Source organism: Microbacterium sp. 11MF (assembly GCF_000383475.1).
Lineage (GTDB): Bacteria > Actinomycetota > Actinomycetes > Actinomycetales > Microbacteriaceae > Microbacterium > Microbacterium aquilitoris.
In genome coordinates, this window is the sequence record NZ_KB911460.1 from 794,623 (window position 1) to 815,293 (window position 20,671).

The 20,671-nt window shown below is 71.7% G+C and carries 14 protein-coding genes, 1 tRNA gene and 1 other RNA gene; 11 read left to right on the forward strand and 5 right to left on the reverse strand.

What is annotated here, in order from left to right; translation table 11 throughout:
• The first annotated feature begins 53 nt into the window (after positions 1 to 53).
• Both H286_RS0110815 and H286_RS0110820 read left to right on the forward strand, forming a co-directional pair.
• Complete coding sequence (locus H286_RS0110815; protein ID WP_020098171.1) at positions 54 to 830, forward strand: isocitrate lyase/PEP mutase family protein; 777 nt, start codon at positions 54 to 56, stop codon at positions 828 to 830.
• Positions 831 to 902: 72 nt separating this feature from the next.
• Positions 903 to 991: transfer RNA gene (locus H286_RS0110820), tRNA-Ser, on the forward strand.
• A 78-nt stretch (positions 992 to 1,069) separates the two neighbouring features.
• On the opposite strand, the gene H286_RS0110825 is transcribed toward H286_RS0110820, so the two are convergent.
• The 3 genes from H286_RS0110825 to H286_RS0110835 are packed head-to-tail and all read right to left on the reverse strand — an operon-like array spanning position 1,070 to position 5,595.
• Positions 1,070 to 3,313 carry a transglutaminase family protein gene (locus H286_RS0110825; protein WP_018187021.1) on the reverse strand — a complete coding sequence of 748 codons (2,244 nt, stop codon included), beginning with the start codon at positions 3,311 to 3,313 and terminating at the stop codon, positions 1,070 to 1,072.
• Entirely contained in the window at positions 3,303 to 4,550 is a 1,248-nt protein-coding gene (locus tag H286_RS0110830; protein ID WP_020098172.1) for a DUF58 domain-containing protein, read from the reverse strand. Before H286_RS0110830 ends, H286_RS0110825 begins: the two co-directional genes overlap by 11 nt.
• Positions 4,551 to 4,563: 13 nt before the next feature.
• Complete coding sequence (locus H286_RS0110835; protein ID WP_020098173.1) at positions 4,564 to 5,595, reverse strand: AAA family ATPase; 1,032 nt, start codon at positions 5,593 to 5,595, stop codon at positions 4,564 to 4,566.
• A 91-nt stretch (positions 5,596 to 5,686) separates the two neighbouring features.
• On the opposite strand from H286_RS0110835, the gene ffs reads away from it, so the two are divergent.
• From ffs to H286_RS0110855, 5 genes are all read left to right on the forward strand, one after another.
• Positions 5,687 to 5,783: signal recognition particle sRNA small type (gene ffs, locus H286_RS14815), an RNA gene on the forward strand.
• Between the two features lie 74 nt (positions 5,784 to 5,857).
• The gene (gene pta / locus H286_RS0110840; RefSeq protein ID WP_020098174.1) at positions 5,858 to 7,996 is read left to right on the forward strand and encodes a phosphate acetyltransferase; all 2,139 of its coding nucleotides are present in this window, start codon (positions 5,858 to 5,860) and stop codon (positions 7,994 to 7,996) included.
• Positions 7,993 to 9,216 carry an acetate kinase gene (locus H286_RS0110845; protein WP_020098175.1) on the forward strand — a complete coding sequence of 408 codons (1,224 nt, stop codon included), beginning with the start codon at positions 7,993 to 7,995 and terminating at the stop codon, positions 9,214 to 9,216. The genes pta and H286_RS0110845 overlap by 4 nt, the downstream gene beginning before the upstream one ends.
• 22 nt (positions 9,217 to 9,238) lie before the next feature.
• The gene (locus H286_RS0110850) at positions 9,239 to 9,961 is read left to right on the forward strand and encodes an HAD family hydrolase (RefSeq protein WP_028497491.1); all 723 of its coding nucleotides are present in this window, start codon (positions 9,239 to 9,241) and stop codon (positions 9,959 to 9,961) included.
• Between the two features lie 69 nt (positions 9,962 to 10,030).
• Positions 10,031 to 12,637, forward strand: coding sequence for a glycoside hydrolase family 65 protein (locus tag H286_RS0110855; RefSeq protein WP_018187027.1), 2,607 nt, complete (start codon positions 10,031 to 10,033; stop codon positions 12,635 to 12,637).
• Between the two features lie 2 nt (positions 12,638 to 12,639).
• On the opposite strand, the gene H286_RS0110860 is transcribed toward H286_RS0110855, so the two are convergent.
• On the reverse strand, positions 12,640 to 13,749 hold the full coding sequence (locus tag H286_RS0110860; RefSeq protein ID WP_036324400.1) for an NAD(P)-binding domain-containing protein: 1,110 nt from the start codon (positions 13,747 to 13,749) through the stop codon (positions 12,640 to 12,642).
• A 121-nt stretch (positions 13,750 to 13,870) separates the two neighbouring features.
• Between H286_RS0110860 and H286_RS0110865 the strand changes: the two genes are divergently transcribed.
• Positions 13,871 to 14,554, forward strand: coding sequence for a FadR/GntR family transcriptional regulator (locus tag H286_RS0110865; protein ID WP_020098178.1), 684 nt, complete (start codon positions 13,871 to 13,873; stop codon positions 14,552 to 14,554).
• Here the strand turns inward: H286_RS0110865 and H286_RS0110870 are convergent.
• The gene (locus tag H286_RS0110870) at positions 14,520 to 15,917 is read right to left on the reverse strand and encodes an aspartate ammonia-lyase (RefSeq protein ID WP_020098179.1); all 1,398 of its coding nucleotides are present in this window, start codon (positions 15,915 to 15,917) and stop codon (positions 14,520 to 14,522) included. The two genes, H286_RS0110865 and H286_RS0110870, sit on opposite strands and share 35 nt — an antisense overlap.
• Before the next feature lie 176 nt (positions 15,918 to 16,093).
• Here H286_RS0110870 and H286_RS0110875 point away from each other — a divergent pair, with 176 nt between their 5' ends.
• From H286_RS0110875 to H286_RS0110885, 3 genes are read left to right on the forward strand one after another with little or no spacing between them, the layout of a single operon-like run.
• Positions 16,094 to 17,596, forward strand: a complete 1,503-nt coding sequence (locus H286_RS0110875; protein WP_020098180.1) for an amino acid permease — start codon at positions 16,094 to 16,096, stop codon at positions 17,594 to 17,596.
• Positions 17,593 to 18,555 (forward strand): asparaginase domain-containing protein, encoded by a 963-nt coding sequence (locus H286_RS0110880; RefSeq protein ID WP_020098181.1) that lies wholly within the window; start codon positions 17,593 to 17,595, stop codon positions 18,553 to 18,555. Before H286_RS0110875 ends, H286_RS0110880 begins: the two co-directional genes overlap by 4 nt.
• Positions 18,552 to 20,669, forward strand: coding sequence for a DNA polymerase III subunit gamma and tau (locus H286_RS0110885; protein ID WP_028497492.1), 2,118 nt, complete (start codon positions 18,552 to 18,554; stop codon positions 20,667 to 20,669). Before H286_RS0110880 ends, H286_RS0110885 begins: the two co-directional genes overlap by 4 nt.
• The last annotated feature ends 2 nt before the right edge of the window (positions 20,670 to 20,671 follow it).

Sequence of the window (20,671 nt, forward strand, 5' to 3'; positions counted from 1 at the left end):
CTCGCGACGGCCCGGTGGTGCATTCCACCGGGCCGTCGTGGCACGGTGGGAACATGACCACTCTCTCCCTCGAAGGCCGCGCTCGCCGCCTTCGCGACCTGCACGCCGCCCCCGAGATCCTCCGCGTCATCAACGTGTGGGACGTCATCTCGGCGAAGGCCGTGCTCGCTCTGCCCGAGACACGAGCGATCGCGACCGCGGGCCACTCGATCGCGGCATCCTTCGGCTACGACGACGGCACGATCCCCCTCGAGACGACGCTCGACATGGTGGGCCGGATCGTCGAGGCCGCCGGCGACGTCCCCGTGTCGGCCGACCTCGACGACGGGTATGAGGACACCGGCGACACGATCCGCCGGGCGATCGGCGTCGGCATCGTCGGCGCCAACATGGAAGACCGTCTCCGGCCCTTCGACGAGGCCGTCGCGCGGGTCGCCGGCGCCGTCGCGGCAGCCGAGTCCGAGGGTGTCCCGTTCGCGCTCAACGCCCGCACCGACGCCATCGCCAGAGCAGGGGACCGCCCGCTCGAGGAGTCGATCGCCGATGCCATCGCGCGCGGTCGCGCGTTCCTCGACGCGGGCGCCGACGTCGTCTTCGTGCCCGGAGCGCTCGACGCCGACACCACGGCCCGCCTGGTCGAGGGCATCGGCCGGGTCAGCGTGATCGGACTGCCCGGCGCCCTCCGCGCGGCCGAATACGAGAAGCTCGGCGTCGCCCGCATCTCCTATGGCCCGCTCACCCAGCGCGTCGCGTTGACGGCGTACCAGGATCTCGCCGCCGATCTGTACCGGGACGGCGTGATCCCGGACAGCACCCGAGCCCTCAACTGACGGCAGCGGGACGGATGCCGGAGCGCGACCTTCGACAGGGCGGGCGGAGCCTGCGTGGTAGGCTCTCCCGTTGGAAGCGTGTCCGAGCGGCCGAAGGAGCATGGCTGGAATCCATGTAGGCGGGGTAACTCGTCTCGCAGGTTCAAATCCTGTCGCTTCCGCCGGAACGAAGCCCCGCACCTGATGGTGCGGGGCTTCGTCGTTCCCGGAGCTGCCGGGTCCTCAGCGCTGCCGGGACCTCAGCGCTGCAGCGGCATCGCCTCGGCGAAGGTCGACCCCGGGTGGACGACGAGCGAGCGCGGCAGCAGACGCGCCGCAAGGCGACGTGGCACCGACACGGCGGCGAACAGCCCGGCGCGGATCGCGGCGGCATCCGTCACGAGCTCGTCACCGTCGGCGTCGCCGAACGAACCAGGCTGCGCGTAGCTCGAGCGCTCGACGGCGCCCACGAGCCGATCCAGCGCGACCGGCGGACCGCCGTGGTCGGCCTGGAGCCGCTCGCCGAACGCCCGCGGCGACTCCGATTCGGGCACCGGGATGCCGAGGTCGAGCGCCGTGTCCTGCACGAGACGCCACGCCGCAGCGGCGCTGCCGCGTCGCGCCTGCGACCGGCGTCGGCGGGAGACGACCGCGCCGGCGAGACCGGGAAGGGAGAGCAGGAGGATGACGCCGGCCACGATCCCCAGGACCGGCAGCACGGTGACGACGGAGAAGGTCGTCGTGGGCGTGGCGCCCGCGGTGGGGTCCTCGTCGGGTCGTGGTGCCGCCGACGCGGTCGAGGTCGGCTGCGGCGTGGCGGTCGCCGACGGCTCGGGCTCGGGCTCGTTCGAGCCGTCGTCCTCCGAGGCGAATCTCTGTGCGGCGCCGAGGCTCTTGGTGGGTTCGAAGGCGACCCAGCCGATGCCCGCGAAGAAGACCTCGGGCCAGGCGTGCAGTTGGGCGGTCGTGGCCTGATAGACGCGATCGTCGCCCTCGACGTCGCCGGTCGGGAGGCCTGGGAGGAATCCCACGACGACGCGGGAGGGCATGTCGAGGGTCCGCGCCATGATCGCGAATGCCGACGCGAAATGGACGCAGTACCCCGACCGCACCTGCAGGAATCGCTCGACGGCTTCGACGCCGGAGCCGTCGAAGCCCTCCTCGACCGGAGCCGAGAGCGAGTAGTCGAAACTCGGCCCGCGGAACCACGACTGCAGGGCGAGCAGACGGTCGTAGTCGTTCGAGGAGTCGGCCGTCACCTCCGTCGCCAGATCGGCGATCTGCGACGGGGTGTCGGCCGGGAGCTCCACCGCTTCGCGGGGGCCGCCGCGGGCCTCGGCCGCGCGCGCCTGCTCGAGGGTGGGCCGCGGCGTCCGGCTCACGACCTCGAACGTCTGGCCGCGTGCGGCGGAGGTGGGCGAGGCGACCGTTCCGTTCGCAGCGGTGATCCGCCAGCTCCCGGTCACCCCGTCGAAGGAGACCGCGTCCGCGGGGACGGGCAGCTGCGCAGAGGAGAGGTCGAGGACCTCGACCGTGCGCCGGTCCTCCACGATCTCGATGCCGTCGGCGGCGGAGTCCTCGGGCGCCCACTCATCGATCGGCACGGAGCGGTTGCGGTCGGGTTGCCACGAGTTCCCCTCCAGCTCGGTGAGGGTCGCGACGCGCAGGTAGGCCGGGGCCGCCGCGGCGCTCCACTGCCGGACCACGGGAATCTCCGCGGGTCGGCGCAGGTCGTCGCCGAGGTTCAGCGACGCGTCGATCGATGTGCCCCCGCCGAACCCGCCACTGGGGGCGGCCGGCGTCGGCAGCGCCGGCGCGGCGATCACGGCGATGACGATGGCGGATGCGGCGATCACGGCCGCGACGGCGCCGACACCGCCGCGCGGTGCGTCGGCGGACCGCGCACGGTGGCGGGCGCGGGTCTCTGCGCGCAGCAGCCACAGCAGGACGACCGCGAGGAACGCGAAGGCCCACAGGTCCATCACCTGCGGCACGGCCAGCGTCGGGATCAGCCAGACGGCGATCAGGGCGACACCGGCGAGCAGCGGCATCCGCGCCGTCAGGACGACGTGGTCGAGGGCGACCGCGAGCAAGCCGACGGCGCCGACGATGAGGAACGTGAGGGAGGCCGAAGCCTCGAGCGGCGCGACGCCGACGGCGATGTCCGAGCTCGCGATCTCGACCAGTCGCGGCACCCGGGCGAACGCCTCACCCGAGGGGATGACGAACAACCAGGCGACATCCGAGAAGAACACGGCCGTCATCGTCGCGATCCAGATCGCCAGGAGGGACGGGGTCACGACGAGCGCACCGAGCCGGAGCCGGCGCAGCAGGTACCCGGCGCCGAGCAGCAGACCGGCGAGGACGAAGGCGAGTGCAGCCCACGCGCCGCCGGCGATCACGCTGAACAGCGGGACGAGGGCTGCCACGAGACCGAGGAGGAGCGCGACGGTCGACGGCCCGTCGTAGCGGGGGCGCGCGGCGCCCTGCGGTTCAGCCGGCATGAGCGCGCATCCCCTCCGTGCCGACCCCGCCCGGCCACAGCGAATCGAGCTCGTCCTCGGGTTCGAGGCGGTGCACGCGCCACCCGGCCTCCCGCGCCGTCCGCAGCGCGGCATCCGCGCTGGCCTCGACGAACAGGACGGGCATGCTGCTGTGCGTCACGACGGGAGCGAGGGAGGCGGCATCCGTCACGTCCACCTCACCGGTCACGACGACCACCGGGCCGAGCGTGGAGCCGGCGAACAGGGGAGCGAGATCCCGGAGCGAGCCGTCGCGCCGAGCCGTGAGGGTCGCGAAAGCCGTCGTCATCGCCTCGAGCGCCGTGGTGTCGCCCCCCTCGAGCCCCGGGACGAGTTCGGCGCCGTCCACGTCGATGACGGCGACGCTGTAGCCCTCGCGAACGAATCGGGCCGCCGCCGAGACCACCGTCGAGACCGCCGCCTCGAAGCCGGGATCCTCGCCCGGGGAGCGCAGGGCCTCGCTCGTCCAACGGGCGGCGGTCCGATCGAACACGATGACGGCCTCGGGGTTGGACTCGCGCTCCTCCTGCCGCACCATGAGCTCACCGCGATGCGCGCTGGCGCGCCAGTGGATGCGGCGCATCGAATCGCCCGGAGCGTACGCGCGGGGGATGAGGTTGTCGGCACCCTGCCCGAGTCGGTCGGTGGTGGACTGCATCGTGCCGCCGGCGGCGCCGGGGAGGTCGTCGAGGACCTCGAGCGGGATGAAGGCAGGGGTCACCGTGAGGGGCACGCTCCCGCCGAGTTGCTGCAGCCGGCGCGTCAGACCGAAGGGATCGGTGGTCTCGACCACGAGCGGACCGATCGGGCGCACCCCCCGCCGCCGCGCATGCACACGGTAGGCGATGTCCACGCGGTGGCTGCCCGCGGCGAGCCCCGAGCGGAGCGCCGGATAGACGCCGGTCGGCTCGCCTTCGACACCCCGGGGCAGCCTGTCGTGCCAGGTTCCCACGACCGTCGGCAGCATGGAGCGCGAATCGACCCGGACCCGGACGTCCACCTCGCCACCCACGGCGGCCACGCCCGGGGCGAACGAGCGATGCACGCCGTCGGCCCGGTGACCGAGCCACAGCGAGGCGAAGGACAGCCCCACGACCGCCACGAGGAGGACGCCGAAGAACACGAGCGCCGGCACGCCGACGATCGGCGCCAGCACGAAAGAGGCGAGGCCCAGGAGGACCGCTCCCGTGCCGCGAGGGGTCAGCGGCCATCGCGTCATGACGGGCGACCGGTCAGCGCGCGGCGATGGGGACGCGCACCGAGCCCACGACCTGCTCGAGTGCGGCGGCGACGAGGTCTGCCCCGCCCCGTCCGCGGGACACCGCCCCGCCCCGAGCCGCAATCAGCCGGTGGGCGAAGACGGGCTCGATCAGCGCCACGAGATCGTCGGGGATGACGTACTCGCGTCCTTCGAGGGCGGCCCACACCTTCGCGGCGCGGATGAGCTGCAGCGTCGCGCGGGGGCTCGCGCCCAGTCGCAGGTCCGAGTGCTCGCGCGTCGCCCGCGACAGCGCGACGGCGTACTCCTCGACGGCGGGCGAGACGTGGACCGTCCGTGCCCAGGAGATGAGCGAGGCGACGCTCTCGGCGGTGATCACCGGACGGATTGCGTCGAGGGGGTTCGCGCTGTCGCGCTGGCGCAGCATGAGCGCTTCGTTCGCGGCATCCGGGTACCCCATCGAGATGCGCATCATGAACCGGTCGCGCTGCGCTTCGGGGAGCGCGTAGGTGCCCTCCATCTCGAGAGGGTTCTGGGTCGCGACGACGAGGAACGGATCCGGCAGACCTCGGCTCGTGCCGTCGACGGTCACCTGGCGCTCCTCCATCGCCTCGAGCAGTGCGGACTGCGTCTTGGGGGAGGAGCGGTTGATCTCGTCGGCGATCACGATGTGGGCGAAGATCGCCCCGGGCTTGAAGTCGAAGCGTCCCTCGGACTGGTCGTAGACGCTCACGCCGGTCACGTCGCTGGGCAGCAGGTCGGGAGTGAACTGGATGCGGCGCACGGTCGCCCGGATCGAGGAGCCCAGCGCGCGGGCGAGCATCGTCTTGCCGACGCCGGGGACGTCCTCGATCAGCAGATGACCTTCGGCCAGCAGGCAGACCAGAGCGGCACGGACGGCGTGCGGCTTGCCGTCGATGACCTTCGACACCGACTCGACGAGTGCGGTCGTCGTCTCGGCGAACACGGTCGCATCGACCCGGCTGGTGGACCGCGTCGCGGTCCCGCCCCCCGGCGCCGTCATGGTCGTCTGGTCGTCGGTCATCCGTCCCCCTCACGCGGTCGGCGCAGCAGCGCGCCCGGACCGATGCTAACCCGGCCGTCGTAGGCGGGCGCCCGACGTCGGGTAGACTTGCAGCAGCTCTCCGCGAGACGGCACCCAGGCCAACTCCCCCAGGACGGAAACGTAGCAAGGGTAACCGGGCTCTGCCGGGTTCGCGGAGAGTCTTATTTTTGCGGGGGTACCCGCTTCGACCGCAGCCTCGGCTCCCAGCCCGGTCATCGACCCGCGAGCCTAGGCTGGATGCGTGGCTCAGAGCATCTACATCACCTCCGCCGAAGGTCACTCCGGCAAGTCGACGATCGCCCTGGGTGTCCTCGACACCCTGAGCCGTCGGTCGCCACGCGTCGGGGTCTTCCGAGCGATCGCCCGCTCGACCGATGAACGCGACTACGTGCTTGAGATGCTCCTCGACCACGACGGTGTCGACCTCGGCTACGACGAGTGCATCGGCGCCACCTACGACGAGGTCCGCGCCGATCCGGATGCCGCTCTCGGCCGCATCGTGGAGCGCTACAAGGCTGTCGAGGCGCAGTGCGACGCCGTCGTCATCGTCGGCAGCGACTACACCGACGTGGGCAGTCCCGCCGAGCTCGGGTACAACGCCCGGATCGCCGCGAACCTCGGCGCTCCGGTGCTCGTCGTACTGGCCGGTCAGCCCGCCGACGGGGAGCGTTCGCCGGATGCCGGGGGTCTGTCGCCCGAGCAGGTGGGGAACCTCGCCACCCTCGCCCTGGCGGAGCTCAAGCACGAGCGCGCGGGGATCTTCGCGGTCGTCGTCAACCGGGCCGACCCGGAGCGCCTCGACGACATCGTCGCAGCCGTCCGGGAGGTCCCCGCTGCGGCGGGCGACATCGGCGTCTGGGCGATCCCGGAGGATGCCTACCTCGTTGCTCCGTCCGTGGGCGATGTCGCCCGTTCGCTCGGGGCGAGCCTGGTCAAGGGCGACGAGACCCTTCTCGACCGCGAAGTGCTGCACGTCGTCGTGGCGGGCATGTCGCTCAACAACGTCCTGCCGCGGCTCGAAGAGGCGGCGATCCTCGCCGTCGCAGCCGACCGCACCGAAGTGCTCCTCGCGGCACTGTTGGCGAATGCGTCCGGAACCTTCCCGTCGCTGTCGGGCATCGTCCTCTACGGTCCGTTCGAGCTCCCCGAACACGTCGAGCGGCTGATCGACGGGCTCGACTCGAACCTCCCGATCCTCGCGACCGATCAGGGTACGTACGAGACCGTCCGCGGCATCATGAGCGCGCGCGGTCGACTGGCGGCGCACTCGCAGCGACGCTACGACACCGCGCTGGCGCTCTTCGACACGCACGTCGACACCGATGATCTGCTGCGTCGCATCGGGCTCGCGAGCTCGAGCGTCGTCACGCCCCTCATGTTCCAGTACGGCCTCATCGAGCGTGCGCGCAGCGAGCGCCGGCGCATCGTGCTGCCCGAGGGGAGCGACGACCGCATCCTCCGCGCCGCGGCGACGGCCCTCGCCCGCGGCATCGCCGACATCACGATCCTCGGCGAGCCGATCGAGGTGCGCTCCCGCGCGCTCGAGCTGGGTCTCGACATCCAGGCCGCCGAGGTCCTCAGCCCGTTCGACGCCGTCCACGTCGACAAGTTCGCCCGGGAGTACGAGCGCCTCCGCGCGCACAAGGGCATCACGTTCCGCCAGGCCGCCGACACCGTCACGGACGTCTCCTACTTCGGCACGCTGATGGTGCACCTGGGGCTCGCCGACGGCATGGTCTCGGGTGCCGCGCACACGACGGCGCACACGATCCGTCCCGCGTTCGAGATCATCAAGACGAAGCCGGGCGTCGACGTGGTGTCGAGCGTGTTCCTCATGGCGCTCGCCGACCGCGTGCTCGTCTACGGCGACTGCGCCGTGATCCCCGATCCGACCGCCCCGCAGCTCGCCGACATCGCCGTCTCGTCGGCCGCGACGGCGGACCAGTTCGGGATCTCGCCGCGGGTCGCGATGCTGTCCTACTCGACGGGGGAGTCCGGCTCGGGCGCCGACGTCGAGAAGGTCCGCGAGGCCACCGCGCTCGTGCGCGAGCGCGCCCCGAAGCTGCTCGTCGAAGGCCCCATCCAGTACGACGCGGCCACTGACGCCGCGGTCGCCGCGACGAAGATGCCGGGCTCGGATGTCGCCGGCCGGGCGACCGTGTTCGTGTTCCCCGATCTCAACACCGGCAACAACACGTACAAGGCCGTCCAGCGTTCGGCCGGCGCGGTCGCGATGGGCCCGGTCCTTCAGGGCCTCAACAAGCCCATCAACGACCTCTCCCGCGGAGCGCTCGTCGAAGACATCGTCAACACCATCGCGATCACCGCGATCCAAGCCCAGAACGCGGCGGATGCCGCAGCCCCGGAGACCCGCGCATGACCCCCGTCCTCGTCATCAACAGCGGTTCGTCGTCGTTCAAGTACCAGCTCGTGGACGTCGAGACCGAGCGGGCCCTGGCGTCGGGGCTCGTGGAGCGGATCGGCGAGGCGACCGGCGTCGCCACGCACACCGTCTTCTTCGCCGAGGAGGGGGCCGGCGTCACCGCGACGAAGGCGACGACGCGGATCGAACGCCCGATCCCGGATCACACAACCGGCTTCGCGGTCATGCTCGAGGCCTTCGGCGCTCAGGGTCCGTCGCTCGATCGGGCACGGCCCGTCGCCGTCGGCCATCGCGTCGTCCAGGGCGGTGCGCGCTTCTTCGAGCCGACCCTCGTCACCCCGCTCGTCGAGATCAACATCGACGAGCTCTCGGCCCTCGCGCCGCTCCACAACCCGGGAGCGCTCCAGGGCATCCGCGCGGCGCGGGCCGCCTTCGCCGACGTCCCGCACGTGGCCGTGTTCGACACCGCCTTCCACCAGACGATGCCGGCGGCGGCCTTCACCTACGCCATCGATCGCGAGATGGCGCAGAAGCACCGCATCCGCAAGTACGGCTTCCACGGTACGAGCCACAAGTTCGTGAGCGAGGCCGCCGCCGCCTTCCTCGGTCGCCCGCTCACGGGGCTGTCGCAGATCGTGCTGCACCTGGGCAACGGCGCCTCGGCGACCGCCATCCGCGGGGGCGAATCCGTCGACACGTCGATGGGGCTCACCCCGCTCGAGGGCCTCGTGATGGGGACCCGTTCGGGCGACATCGACCCCTCCGTCCTCGGCGTCCTCGCCCGACGCGAGGACATGGCCCCGGGCGAGCTCGACTCGTTCCTGAACAAGAGGAGCGGGCTCCTCGGTCTCGCCGGCGCCTCGGACATGCGCGACATCGACGCGCGTCGGCAGGCGGGGGATGCCGACGCCACGCTCGCGTTCGACGTCTACATCCACCGGCTCCGCGCGTACATCGGCGCGTATCTGGCCCAGCTCGGCGGTGCCGACGTCATCTCGTTCACCGCGGGCGTGGGCGAGAACTCCGCCGTGGTGCGGGCGGCGGCTCTCGAGACGTTCGGCTTCGCCGGGGTGCGAGTGGATGCCGAGCGCAATGCCTCCCGCGAGCGCGGCATCCGTATCATCTCGACCGACGACTCGCCCGTCACCGTCCTCGTCGTCCCGACGGACGAGGAACTCGAGATCGCCCGCCAGGCTCACACGGTCGCGACGGCGTGACGGATACGCTGGAGGCGTGACGATGGCCGAGCTCCCCGACCTCACCCGTTTCGACGGCGTCCTCTTCGACCTCGACGGCGTGCTCACGCCGACCGCCGAGGTCCACATGCACGCCTGGGAGAGCATGTTCACCGAGCTGTTCTCGGCCTGGGGCATCGAACCGGCCTACGCCGAGGGCGACTACTTCGAGCACCTCGACGGCAAGAAGCGCTACGACGGCGTCGCGAGCCTGCTGCGCTCCCGCGACGTCGAGGTCCCCTGGGGCAATCCCTCCGACGACCCGTCCGCCGACACCGTGTGCGGGATCGGCAACCGCAAGAACGTCGTCTTCGAGCGGGTCCTCCGCGCCGACGGCATCGCCGCCTACCCGGGCTCGCTCGCCCTCGTCGAGAAGCTGCAGGCAGCCGGCGTCCCGATCGCGGTGGTCTCCAGCTCGAAGAACGCCCGCGAGGTCCTCACCGCCGCCGGCATCATCGACCGCTTCCCGGTCATCATGGACGGCGTCGTCGCCGAGGCCGAGCACCTGGACTCCAAGCCCGCCCCCGACGTCTTCGCCCGCGCGGCCGAGATGCTCGGCGTCGACCCTCGGCACAGCGCCGCCGTCGAGGACGCGCACTCCGGCGTGCGCTCGGCCGCCGCGGCCGGGTACGGTCTCGTGGTGGGTGTCGACCGCGGCGCAGGGGAAGCCGCCCTGCGCGAGGCCGGCGCTCACGTCGTCGTCGACGACCTCGCCGTCTTCGTCTGATCCACCCCGGCGCGCCCGCGCCACCGGCATCCCCCCGCTTCTCGTCCTGCCACCCGAAGAAGGACCCTCATGATCGATCGTCAGCGCTTCCCCGTGGACCCGTGGCGTCTCGTCGAGACGTCGTTCTCGCTGGACGACCCCGGCGTCACCGAGACCCTCTTCGCCGAGGGGAACGGCTACCTGGGTCTGCGCGGCAACCACCCCGAAGGCCGCCACGCCCACGAGCACGGCACTTTCCTCAACGGCTTCCACGAGGTCTTCCCGATCCGCCACGCCGAGCGCGCGTTCGGGTTCGCCGAGGTCGGTCAGACGATCATCAACGCGCCCGACAGCAAGGTCATGCGCGTCTACGTCGACGACGAGCCCCTCTCGCTCGACATCGCCGACCTCCGAGAGTACGAGCGCGCCCTCGACATGCGCCGGGGCGTCCTCACCCGCCACATCCGATGGATGACACCGAGCGGCAAGGACGTCGTGATCGACTACGAGCGGCTGGTCTCGTTCGAGGAGCGGCACGTCGCCGTCATGCGGATCTCGGTCACCGTCCTCAACGCCGACGCGCCCGTCACCGTCAGCTGTCAGCTGATCAACCGGCAGGACGGTCAGGACGTCTACGGCGGCGGAGGCCTGGGAAAGCAGGCCTCGGCCGGCTTCGACCCGCGCAAGGCCGACGGCTTCCAGGACCGCGTGCTGCAGCCCGAGGACTACTGGCAGGACGGCGACCGCGCCGCGCTGTCCTACAAGGTGAGCGAATCGGGCATGACGGTGGCCGTCGTCGCCGACCACCTCGTCGAGACCGACAACGAGTACTCGTCCCGCTCCCTCGTCGAGCCCGACATCGCCAAGAACGTCTTCCGGGTGCAGGCGCGCCAGGGGGTGCCCGTCACGATCACGAAGGCCGTGGCGTACCACACGTCCCGCGGCGTCCCCGCGCGGGAACTGGTCGAGCGAGCCCGTCGCACCCTCGACCGGGTCGAGCACGAGGGCATCCAGAACCTCTTCGATCGCCAGGAGGCCTGGATCTCGGCGTTCTGGGAGCGCTCGGACGTGGTCATCGAGGGCCACGACGACCTCCAGCAGGCGACGCGCTGGTGCCTGTACCAGCTCGCACAGGCGGCCGCCCGGGCGGACTCGCTCGGCGTGCCCGCCAAGGGCGTCACGGGATCGGGCTACAGCGGCCACTACTTCTGGGACACCGAGGTCTACGTCCTGCCCTTCCTCGCCTACACGACTCCGCTCTGGGCGCGGAACGCGCTGCGGATGCGGTACCTCATGCTCCCCGCTGCGCGGAAGCGCGCCGGCCAGCTGAACGAGGCGGGAGCGCTGTTCCCCTGGCGCACCATCAACGGCGAAGAGGCGTCCGCCTACTACGCCGCCGGGACCGCGCAGTACCACATCAACGCCGACATCGCCTTCGCCCTCGGCAAGTACGTCCGCGCCACCGGCGACACCGACTTCCTCTACCGGGAGGGCGTCGACATCCTCGTCGAGACCGCGCGCCTGTGGGCGACGCTCGGCTTCTGGCGGTTCACCGAGACCGGTGACCCCGAGAGCTTCCACATCCACGGCGTGACGGGTCCCGACGAGTACACGACCGTCGTCAACGACAACCTGTTCACGAACGTCATGGCCCGCTACAACCTCCGGTATGCGGCCAGGGTCGTCCGCGAGATGGCGATCGACCAGCCCGAGTCCTATCGGGCGATGGCGGAGCGGCTCGACCTCGACGAGGCGGAGCCGGCCGCCTGGCAGAGCGCCGGCGAGGCCATGCACATCCCGTACAGCGAAGCCCTCGGCATCCACCCGCAGGACGCGGTCTTCCTCGAGCGCGAGGTGTGGGACCTCGAGAACACCCCCGAGGAGCAGCGCCCGCTGCTGCTGCACTTCCACCCGCTCGTGATCTACCGGTACCAGGTGCTCAAGCAGGCCGACGTCGTGCTCGCGCTGTACCTGCAGGGCAACCAGTTCACCCCCGCCGAGAAGCTCGCCGACTTCGAGTACTACGACGCGCTGACGACGGGGGATTCGACGCTGTCCGCGGTCGTCCAGGCGATCCTCGCCGCCGAGGTGGGGTACCAGGACCTCGCGCTGGAGTACTTCCGCGAATCCGCCTTCGTCGACCTCGGCGACCTGCACAGCAACGCGTCCGACGGCGTGCACGTGGCCTCGGCCGGCGGCGTGTGGACGGCCCTCGTCGCCGGGTTCGGCGGGATGCGCGACCACCGCGGTGCGCTGAGCTTCGACCCGCGTCTGCCTGCGGATTGGCCGTCGCTGTCGTACACGCTGCACTGGCACGGCACCCGCCTGCAGATCACCGTCCGCCGCGACGAGATGGTCGTCACGGCGGGCGACGGACCGGGGGTCTCGTTCACGGTCCGCGGCGCCGGCTACACGGTCGCGGGCGGCGAGACGGTCACGGTGCCGCTGCAGGGCCAGGGCCCCGTCATCCCGGGTCGTCCGACGCTGAAGCAGATCGGCGAGCAGCTCCGCGAGGACGGCACGCTGCTGTCGGCATCGGTGCCCGATGCGACCGCCGCCACCTCCGTCCCCGTGCACACCGGAACGATCCCCATCGTGACGGCCGACTCCGAGAACACGGATGCCGCGGGCGAACCCGACACCCGGACGCAGCAGATCCCCGCGATCGACGCGGGCGACGTGACCGCGAGGGTCTGACCTCAGACCCCCGCGGCCACCCGCTCGCGGAAGATGGCGCGGACGGCCTCGCGTCCGGCCCGATTGGCGCCGACCGTCGACTGCGACGGGCCGTAGCCGATGAGGAAGAGGCGCGGCTCGTCGATCGCGCGGGTGTCGCGCACCCGGACGCCTCCGGCGGCGGTGCGCAGCCCGAGCGGGGCGAGGTGGGCGATGTCGGCCCGGAACCCGGTGGCCCACAGGATGACCTCCGCGGGCTCGAGGGTGCCGTCCGGCATCCGAACCCCGTCCGGTTCGACAGCGGTGAACATCGGATGCCACACCAGAGCCCCGCGGTCCTTCGCCGCCTGCGCCCACGGCGACCAGTGGGCGCCGGTGACCGACACGACGCTCCCCGGCGGTAGGCCCTGCCGGACGCGCTCCTCGACGCCCGCGATGGCCTGGATGCGGGCGGCCGTGTCAAAGCCCGTCGCGTCCCACTGCGGCTCGGTGCGCGAGACCCAGAAGGTGTCGGTCACCCGCGAGATCTCGTCGAGCAACTGGATCGCCGAGACCCCGGCGCCCACGATGACGACCCGTCGGCCCCGGAACTCCTCAGCGGAACGGTAGTCGTGGACGTGCAGCTGTCGTCCTGCGAACGATCCCTGTCCGGGGTAGGTCGGCCAGAAGGGCTTCCGCCACGTGCCGGTCGCGTTAATGACGTACCGCGCCGACCACGAGACGGGCGTCCCGGTATGCTCCGCCTCGATCGTCAGCGGTCCGTGCGGGTCGTCGTCCGGGCGTCGGACGGCGCGGACGCGGACGGGCCGCCGCACCCGCAGGTCGTACCGGTCCTCGTAGGCGGCGAAGTAGGCGGGCAGCACCTCGCGGCTGGGGGCCTCCGGGTCGGCGGGCGGCACAGCGTAGCCCGGCAGTTCGTGGATGCCGTTGACCGTCCCCATGAGGAGGGTGGGCCACCGGTGCTGCCAGGCGCCACCGGGATCGGCGTCGGCGTCGACGACGAGGAAGGTGGGGGAGCCGTCGGCGTCGGCGTCGCCGAGCGGGACGAACCCGCGGCGGCGCAGGTGGTACGCGGCGCTCAGCCCCGCCTGGCCCGCGCCGATGACGAGGACGTCGACGGGGGTGGGGGGCATGTCCGCTGCAACGCGCTCGGTGCCCGCGCTGTTCCCCCTCGCGGTCGCCCGGGCCGCCCCGACCGCGCGCCCGTTAGGCTGACCGGATGGCAGGCGTGACGAGGCGGACCGGGGGAGCTCGATGAGCTCGGCGTCGGTCGGTGCCCGCGCCGCCGACGGGGTCTTCGACGGGCTCCGCGAGGACATCGTCGCCGGTCGGCTCGCGGTCGGCGAGCGGCTGCCCTCCGAGGCCGCGCTCGCCGAGCATTACGGCGTCAGCCGCCCGAGCGTGCGCGAAGCCCTCCGCTCGCTGCAGGCGCTCGGACTCACCCGCACGCGCACCGGGAGCGGAACCTACGTCGCCTCCGACCGCCCCGCATTCTCGCTCGGCTACGGCGACTTCTCGCCGCGCGATCTCAGCGAGGCACGTCCTCACATCGAGGTGCCGGCGGCGGGTCTCGCGGCGGAACGCCGGACCGACCAGCAGCGCGCCGACCTTGTCGCGCTCTGCGACCGCATGGACGCGACCACCGACCCGGGGGAGTGGGTCGAGCTGGACTCGCGCTTCCACGTGCTCGTGGCCGAGGCATCCGGCAACGCGGTCTTCGCCCGCGCCGTCGGCGATATCCGTGACGCCCTCAGCCACCAGTCGGGCGTCGTGAACCTCATCGCCCACCGCCGCGAGCCGTCCTCGCGCGAGCACCGCGCCATCGCCGAAGCCATCGGCATCGGCTCGGCGATCGAGGCGCGCGAGGCCATGCGCGCGCACCTCGGTGCCGTCGAGCGCGTCGTCAGCCCGCTGTCGGAACCAGCTTCTCGGGACTGAGCGCCGACGCGAGCGCGGCCGGGTCGAGGAGTCCCCGTTCGAGGACGACCTCGGGAACCGAGCGTCCCGAACGCAGCGCCTCGCCGGCGACCTCGGTCGCCGCGCGGTAACCGATGAGCGGGTTCAGCGCGGTCGCGAGTCCGATCGAGTCGGTCACGCGCGCGGCCATGACGTCGGGACGGGCCTGGACGCCGCTGACGCACCGCTCGGCGAGCAGACGGCACGCGGCGGTCAGGTGCGCGATGCTCTGCGAGAGGGCCCGGACGATCACGGGCTCGAAGGCGTTGAGCTGCAGCTGGCCCGCCTCTGCGGCGAGGGTGACGGCGAGGTCGTCGGCGATCACCGTGTAGGCGACCTGCGTGACCATCTCGGGGATGACGGGGTTCACCTTGCCCGGCATGATGCTCGAGCCCGCCTGGAGGGCGGGGAGGGTGATCTCGCCGAGGCCGGCGCGCGGTCCCGACGACAGCAGCCGCAGGTCGTTGCACGTCTTGGAGAGTTTGACCGCGATGCGCTTGAGCATGCCCGACAGGTGCACGAAGGCGCCGGGATCCTGGGTGGCCTCGATCAGGTCGGTCGCGGGAGTGAACGGGCGCCCGGTGAGCGCGGCGAGGTGCGAGACGGCGAGCGGTCCGTAGCCGGCCGGCGCGTTGAGTCCCGTGCCGATGGCCGTCGCGCCGAGGTTGACCTCGAGCAGCAGCCGGGCCGACTCGCGAAGGCGCAGGCGGTCCTCGTCGAGCATGAGCGCGAACGCACCGAACTCCTGCCCGAGCGTCATCGGCACGGCATCCTGCAGCTGCGTGCGGCCGATCTTCACGTAGCCGCCGAACTCGGCGGCCTTGGCCGCGAACGCGTCGTGGAGGACGCCCATCGCGGCATCCAGCCCGTCAACGCCTTCGACGAGCGCGACGTCGATCGCCGTGGGATAGGCATCGTTGGTCGACTGGCTCAGGTTCACGTGGTCGTTCGGGTGCAGATGCGCGTACTCGCCCTTCGCGTGACCCAGGAGCTCGAGGGCGCGGTTGGCGATGACCTCGTTCGCGTTCATGTTCGTCGAGGTCCCGGCGCCGCCCTGGATCACGTCGACGACGAACTGGTCCGCGAGGGCGCCGCCCCGGATCTCGCGGCAGGCCGCCGCGATCGCGTCGGCGCGAGCGGTGTCGAGCAGGCCCAGGTCGCGGTTGGCGAGCGCGGCCGCCTCTTTGACGAAGGCGAGCCCTCGCAGCAGGAAAGGGTAGGTGCCGATGGGGACCCCCGTCACGGGGAAGTTGTCGCGGGCTCGCGAGGTGTGGACGCCCCAGTACGCGTCTGCGGGGATCTCCGCAGGGCCCAGAAGGTCGTGCTCGGTGCGCGTCGTCGTCATGTCGCTCTCTTCCTCGAGGTGGCCGAACGCCGCAAACCTATCAGACAGATTAGACATTCTTCACGAGCAAAACTTGACGAATCCGCCGTCTCGGGTGTTCAGTGTTCCCAAACCTGTAAGGCAGATATCACATCCCGGACGGCGACGGTGCCGCGCGGCAACGAAAGCGAGAACCCATGACGACGGAGTCGACCTCCCCGAAGACGGATGCCGCGATGCTCCGCACGGCCTCGATCGCGCAGGCCGAGGGCGCGGGCTTCCACAAGGGCCTCCGGCCGCGTCAGATCCAGATGATCGCCATCGGCGGCGCGATCGGCACGGGCCTGTTCATGGGGGCCGGCGGCCGGCTCGCGACGGCGGGCCCTGCACTCGTCCTCGTCTACGCGGTCTGCGCCGTCTTCGCGTTCCTCGTGATGCGCGCGCTCGGCGAGCTGATCCTCCACCGCCCGTCGACGGGGTCGTTCGTCTCGTACGCCCGCGAGTTCTACGGCGAGAAGATGGCGTTCGCCGCCGGCTGGATGTACTGGCTCAACTGGGCCATGACCTCGGTAGCCGACGTCACCGCCGTCGCGCTCTACATGAACTTCTTCAAGCAGTACGTGCCGGCCTTCGCCGGCATCCCGCAGTGGGTCTTCGCCCTCGTCGCGCTGGTCCTCGTCCTCGCCATGAACCTGCTGTCGGTGAAGGTGTTCGGCGAGCTGGAGTTCTGGTTCGCGATCATCAAGGTCGCCGCGCTCGTGACGTTCCTCGTCGTCGGCATCTTCTTCGTCGTCACCGGTACGCCCGTCGCGGGGACGACCCCCGGTTTCCACCTGATCGCGGACAACGGCGGGGTCTTCCCCAACGGCATCCTGCCCGCCCTCATCGTGGTGCAGGGTGTCGTCTTCGCCTACGCGTCGATCGAACTCGTCGGCACGGCCGCCGGCGAGACCGAGAACGCGCGCACCATAATGCCGAAGGCGATCCGCGCCGTCGTGTTCCGCCTCGCGGTCTTCTACGTCGGCTCGGTGCTGCTGTTCACGCTCCTCATGCCGTTCACGAGCTACAAGTCGGGGGAGAGCCCCTTCGTGACCTTCTTCGGCTCGATCGGAGTGGAGGGCGCCGACGTCATCATGAACCTCGTCGTCCTCACCGCCGTCGTCTCGTCGCTGAACGCCGGGCTTTACTCCACCGGCCGGATCCTCCACTCGATGGCCGTGACGGGCTCGGCTCCCGCGCCCCTCATGCGCATGAACCGCGCCGGCGTCCCCTACATGGGCATCGCGGTCACCGCGGCCGTGACCCTGCTCGGGGTCATCCTGAACGCGGTCGTGCCCTCCCAGGCGTTCGAGATCGCCCTGAACGTGTCGGCGCTCGGCATCATCAGCGCCTGGGGCGTCATCATCCTCTGCCAGATCAAGCTCCAGCGATTGGCGCGGGCCGGTGTGATGGAACGCCCCTCGTTCCGGATGCCGGGGGCGCCCTACACGGGATGGATCACGCTCGTGTTCCTCGTCTCGGTCATCGTCCTCATGGCGCTGGACTTCCCGATCGGGACGTTCACCGTGGGCTCGCTCATCGTCATCGTGCCGGCGCTCATCGGGGGATGGTTCCTGCTGCGCGACCGCATCCGGATGCTGGCGGCCGAGCAGACCGGCACCCTCGCCGCGCTGCAGCGCACCGACGAGAGCGGCGCGTGAGCGCACAGCACCTGGTCGTCATCGCGACCGGCGGCACCATCGCGAGCCGCCGGTCGCCGGACGGATCGAGCGCTCCCGTCCTCGGTGGGGGCGCTCTTCTCCACGGGCTCGCCCCCGATGACGACGTCCGGGTCGTCGACGCGCTCGCCGCGGACTCGGCCACGTTCACCCTCGCGGACATGCAGCTGATCGTCGACGCGGTGACCGACGCCGTCGCCGACGACGCGGTGCGCGGCGTCCTGGTCCTGCACGGGACGGACTCCCTGGAGGAGACCTCGCTCCTGGCGGCGATCCAGGTCGGCGCCCCGCGCATCCCCGTCGTCTTCACCGGTGCCCAGTTCACGGCCGACGACCCCGCGTCCGACGGCCCCGACAACATCCGGGTCGCGTTGGCGGCGACCCGGGCCGCGGTCCCCGGCGTGTGGGTCGCCTTCGGCGGCCGCATCCTCTCGACGTGGGGGCTGTCGAAGCTGACCACCGACCGCGCCGACGCCTTCGGCCACGCACGGCGGGATGCCGGGGCTCCGCCGCACGCGACGGGCGACGTGTCGGGGGTGCGGGTCGACGTCGTCGCGCTCCCGCCGGGCGCCGACGATGTGCACCTGCGGGCGAGCCTCGCCGCCGGCGCCCACGGGATCGTCCTCGAGGCGCTCGGGTCGGGGAACACGACCCCCACGGTCGTGGCGGCGGTCCGCGATGCGGTGGCGGGCGGCATCCCGGTCATCGTGTCGAGCCGCGTGCCGCGGGGGGTGCTCGTCCCGTCGTACGGCGGGGGAGGAGGCGGAGCCGACCTCGCCGCAGCGGGCGCCGTGCACTCGCCGACCCTCCGGCCGGGTCAGGCGCGCATCCTCCTGGCCGCGATGCTGGCCGCGGGTGCCGACCGCGACGCGATCGCCGCCGCGGTCGACGGGCGGGCGCCGGATCGGATGTCGGTGCCACGCCGTAGTCTGTTGTGGTGACCACCGCTCTGTACCGCCGCTATCGCCCGGAGACCTTCGGCGAGATGATCGGGCAGAGCCAGGTGACCGAGCCCCTCATGACGGCGCTCCGCAGCGACCGCGTCGGTCACGCCTACCTCTTCTCGGGTCCGCGCGGCTGCGGCAAGACGACGTCGGCGCGCATCCTCGCGCGCTGCCTCAACTGCGCGCAGGGCCCCACCGACACCCCGTGCGGCACATGCGACTCGTGCGTCGAGCTCAGCCGCGGCGGGGGCGGCTCCCTCGACGTCGTCGAGATCGACGCGGCATCCCACAACGGCGTCGACGACGCCCGCGATCTGCGCGAGCGCGCGGTGTTCGCGCCCGCCCGCGACCGCTTCAAGATCTTCATCCTCGACGAGGCCCACATGGTCACGGCGCAGGGCTTCAACGCGCTGCTCAAGCTCGTCGAGGAGCCGCCCGCCCACGTCAAGTTCATCTTCGCGACGACCGAGCCCGAGAAGGTCATCGGGACGATCCGCTCGCGCACCCACCACTACCCGTTCCGCCTCGTCGCGCCGGCCGCGATGCTCGAGTACGTCGAGCAGCTCTGCCAGACCGAGGGCGTCTCGGTAGAGCCGGGCGTCCTGCCCCTCGTCGTCCGTGCGGGCGGCGGGTCGCCGCGTGACACGCTGTCGCTGCTCGATCAGCTCATCGCCGGGTCCGAGGACGGTGCCGTCGGCTACGAACGTGCCGTCGCCCTGCTCGGATACACGCACGCCGAGCTCCTCGACGAGGTCGTCGACGCCTTCTCGTCCCATGACGCCGCGGCCGCGTTCGGCGCGGTCGACCGTGTCGTGCAGACGGGGCAGGATCCGCGACGCTTCGTCGACGACCTGCTCGAGCGCCTGCGCGACCTCATCATCGTGGCCGCGACCGGCGAGGGCGCCCGCGCCGTGCTGCGCGGCGTGCCGGTCGACGAGCTTGAGCGCATGGCCCGCCAGGCGGCGGCCTTCGGCACCGATCGGCTCTCGCGGATCGCCGATCTCGTGGTGACGGCCCTCGACGACATGACGGGTACGACCTCGCCCCGCCTGCAATTGGAGCTCCTCGTCGCGCGCGTCCTCGCGGCGACGGATGCCGGGGCTCACGCAGCGCCCGTTCCCGCTGCACCGGTGCAGGCGGCGGCTCCGGCGCAGTCACCCCCTCCCGCCACGGCACCTCCCGTCGCGGCACCTCCCGTTGCGCAGGCACCGGCCGTCGCTCACGCGCCGGCTACGGCACCCGCTCCGGCCGTCGCGCAGGCTTCCGCGTCCTCCGCTGTCGCCGAACCCGCGTCGCCTGCGCCCGCCGCCGCTCCCGAGCCGGCGGTGCCCACCGGGCCCGTCACGTTCGAGCAGATCCGCGACTCCTGGCCCGAGATCCTCCGCCGGCTCGAGGACATCAGTCGCACCTCGTGGATGATAGCGACGGCCTCGCGCCCGGTCGCGTACGCCGAGGGCGACATCCTGACCCTCTCGTTCCAGAGCCACTCCGACGTGCAATCGTTCAAGAAACTCTCCGCGGGCAAGGGGCCGAGCGAAGATCTCCGAACCGCGATCCTGTCGGTGCTCGGCGTGCGGGTGAAGTACCTCACCCGTCACGACACCGATCCGACCCCGCCCCCGCCCGGCGGCGTCGGTCCCGACGTGCCCCCCGAGCCCGACGCACCCGAGGGCGGGTACGGGGTCACCCCTGCCGCGGCATCCCGTCCCACCTCGGCGCCCCGGTCCGCGCCGGCTGCGGCAGCGCCCGTCACCGAGTGGGCAGTCGCCCCGATCCCGACCGACGACGGCGCTCCGTCCGCCCAGTTCCCCGTGGACGACGAGCCCGAGGATGCCGCCCCGTCGCCCGTCCGAACGCTCACCGTGCAGCGCGAGGGCGATGTCCTTCCCGCCGAGGCTCCAACCGACGACGACGAGGACGACGTGCCGCCTCCCGTGGACGCCGACGCGCCGGTCCCCGTGCGGACGCCGCCTCCCCGGCTCGCACCGGAACCGCCCCGCGGGCCCCGTCCCGGAGGGATCGAGCGGGTCGGCGAGGCCGCCGTCCGCCAGCTCCTGGGTGCGCGCTTCGTCCGCGAAGAGCCGTACACCCCTCCGACGAGGTTCAACTGACC

Coding starts and splice junctions, on each gene's coding strand:
- H286_RS0110815 (WP_020098171.1), top strand. CDS start 54: ATGACCACTCTCTCCCTCGAAGGCCGCGCTCGCCGCCTTCGCGACCTG.
- H286_RS0110825 (WP_018187021.1), bottom strand. CDS start 3,313: ATGCCGGCTGAACCGCAGGGCGCCGCGCGCCCCCGCTACGACGGGCCG.
- H286_RS0110830 (WP_020098172.1), bottom strand. CDS start 4,550: ATGACGCGATGGCCGCTGACCCCTCGCGGCACGGGAGCGGTCCTCCTG.
- H286_RS0110835 (WP_020098173.1), bottom strand. CDS start 5,595: ATGACCGACGACCAGACGACCATGACGGCGCCGGGGGGCGGGACCGCG.
- H286_RS0110845 (WP_020098175.1), top strand. CDS start 7,993: ATGACCCCCGTCCTCGTCATCAACAGCGGTTCGTCGTCGTTCAAGTAC.
- H286_RS0110850 (WP_028497491.1), top strand. CDS start 9,239: ATGGCCGAGCTCCCCGACCTCACCCGTTTCGACGGCGTCCTCTTCGAC.
- H286_RS0110855 (WP_018187027.1), top strand. CDS start 10,031: ATGATCGATCGTCAGCGCTTCCCCGTGGACCCGTGGCGTCTCGTCGAG.
- H286_RS0110860 (WP_036324400.1), bottom strand. CDS start 13,749: ATGCCCCCCACCCCCGTCGACGTCCTCGTCATCGGCGCGGGCCAGGCG.
- H286_RS0110865 (WP_020098178.1), top strand. CDS start 13,871: ATGAGCTCGGCGTCGGTCGGTGCCCGCGCCGCCGACGGGGTCTTCGAC.
- H286_RS0110870 (WP_020098179.1), bottom strand. CDS start 15,917: ATGACGACGACGCGCACCGAGCACGACCTTCTGGGCCCTGCGGAGATC.
- H286_RS0110875 (WP_020098180.1), top strand. CDS start 16,094: ATGACGACGGAGTCGACCTCCCCGAAGACGGATGCCGCGATGCTCCGC.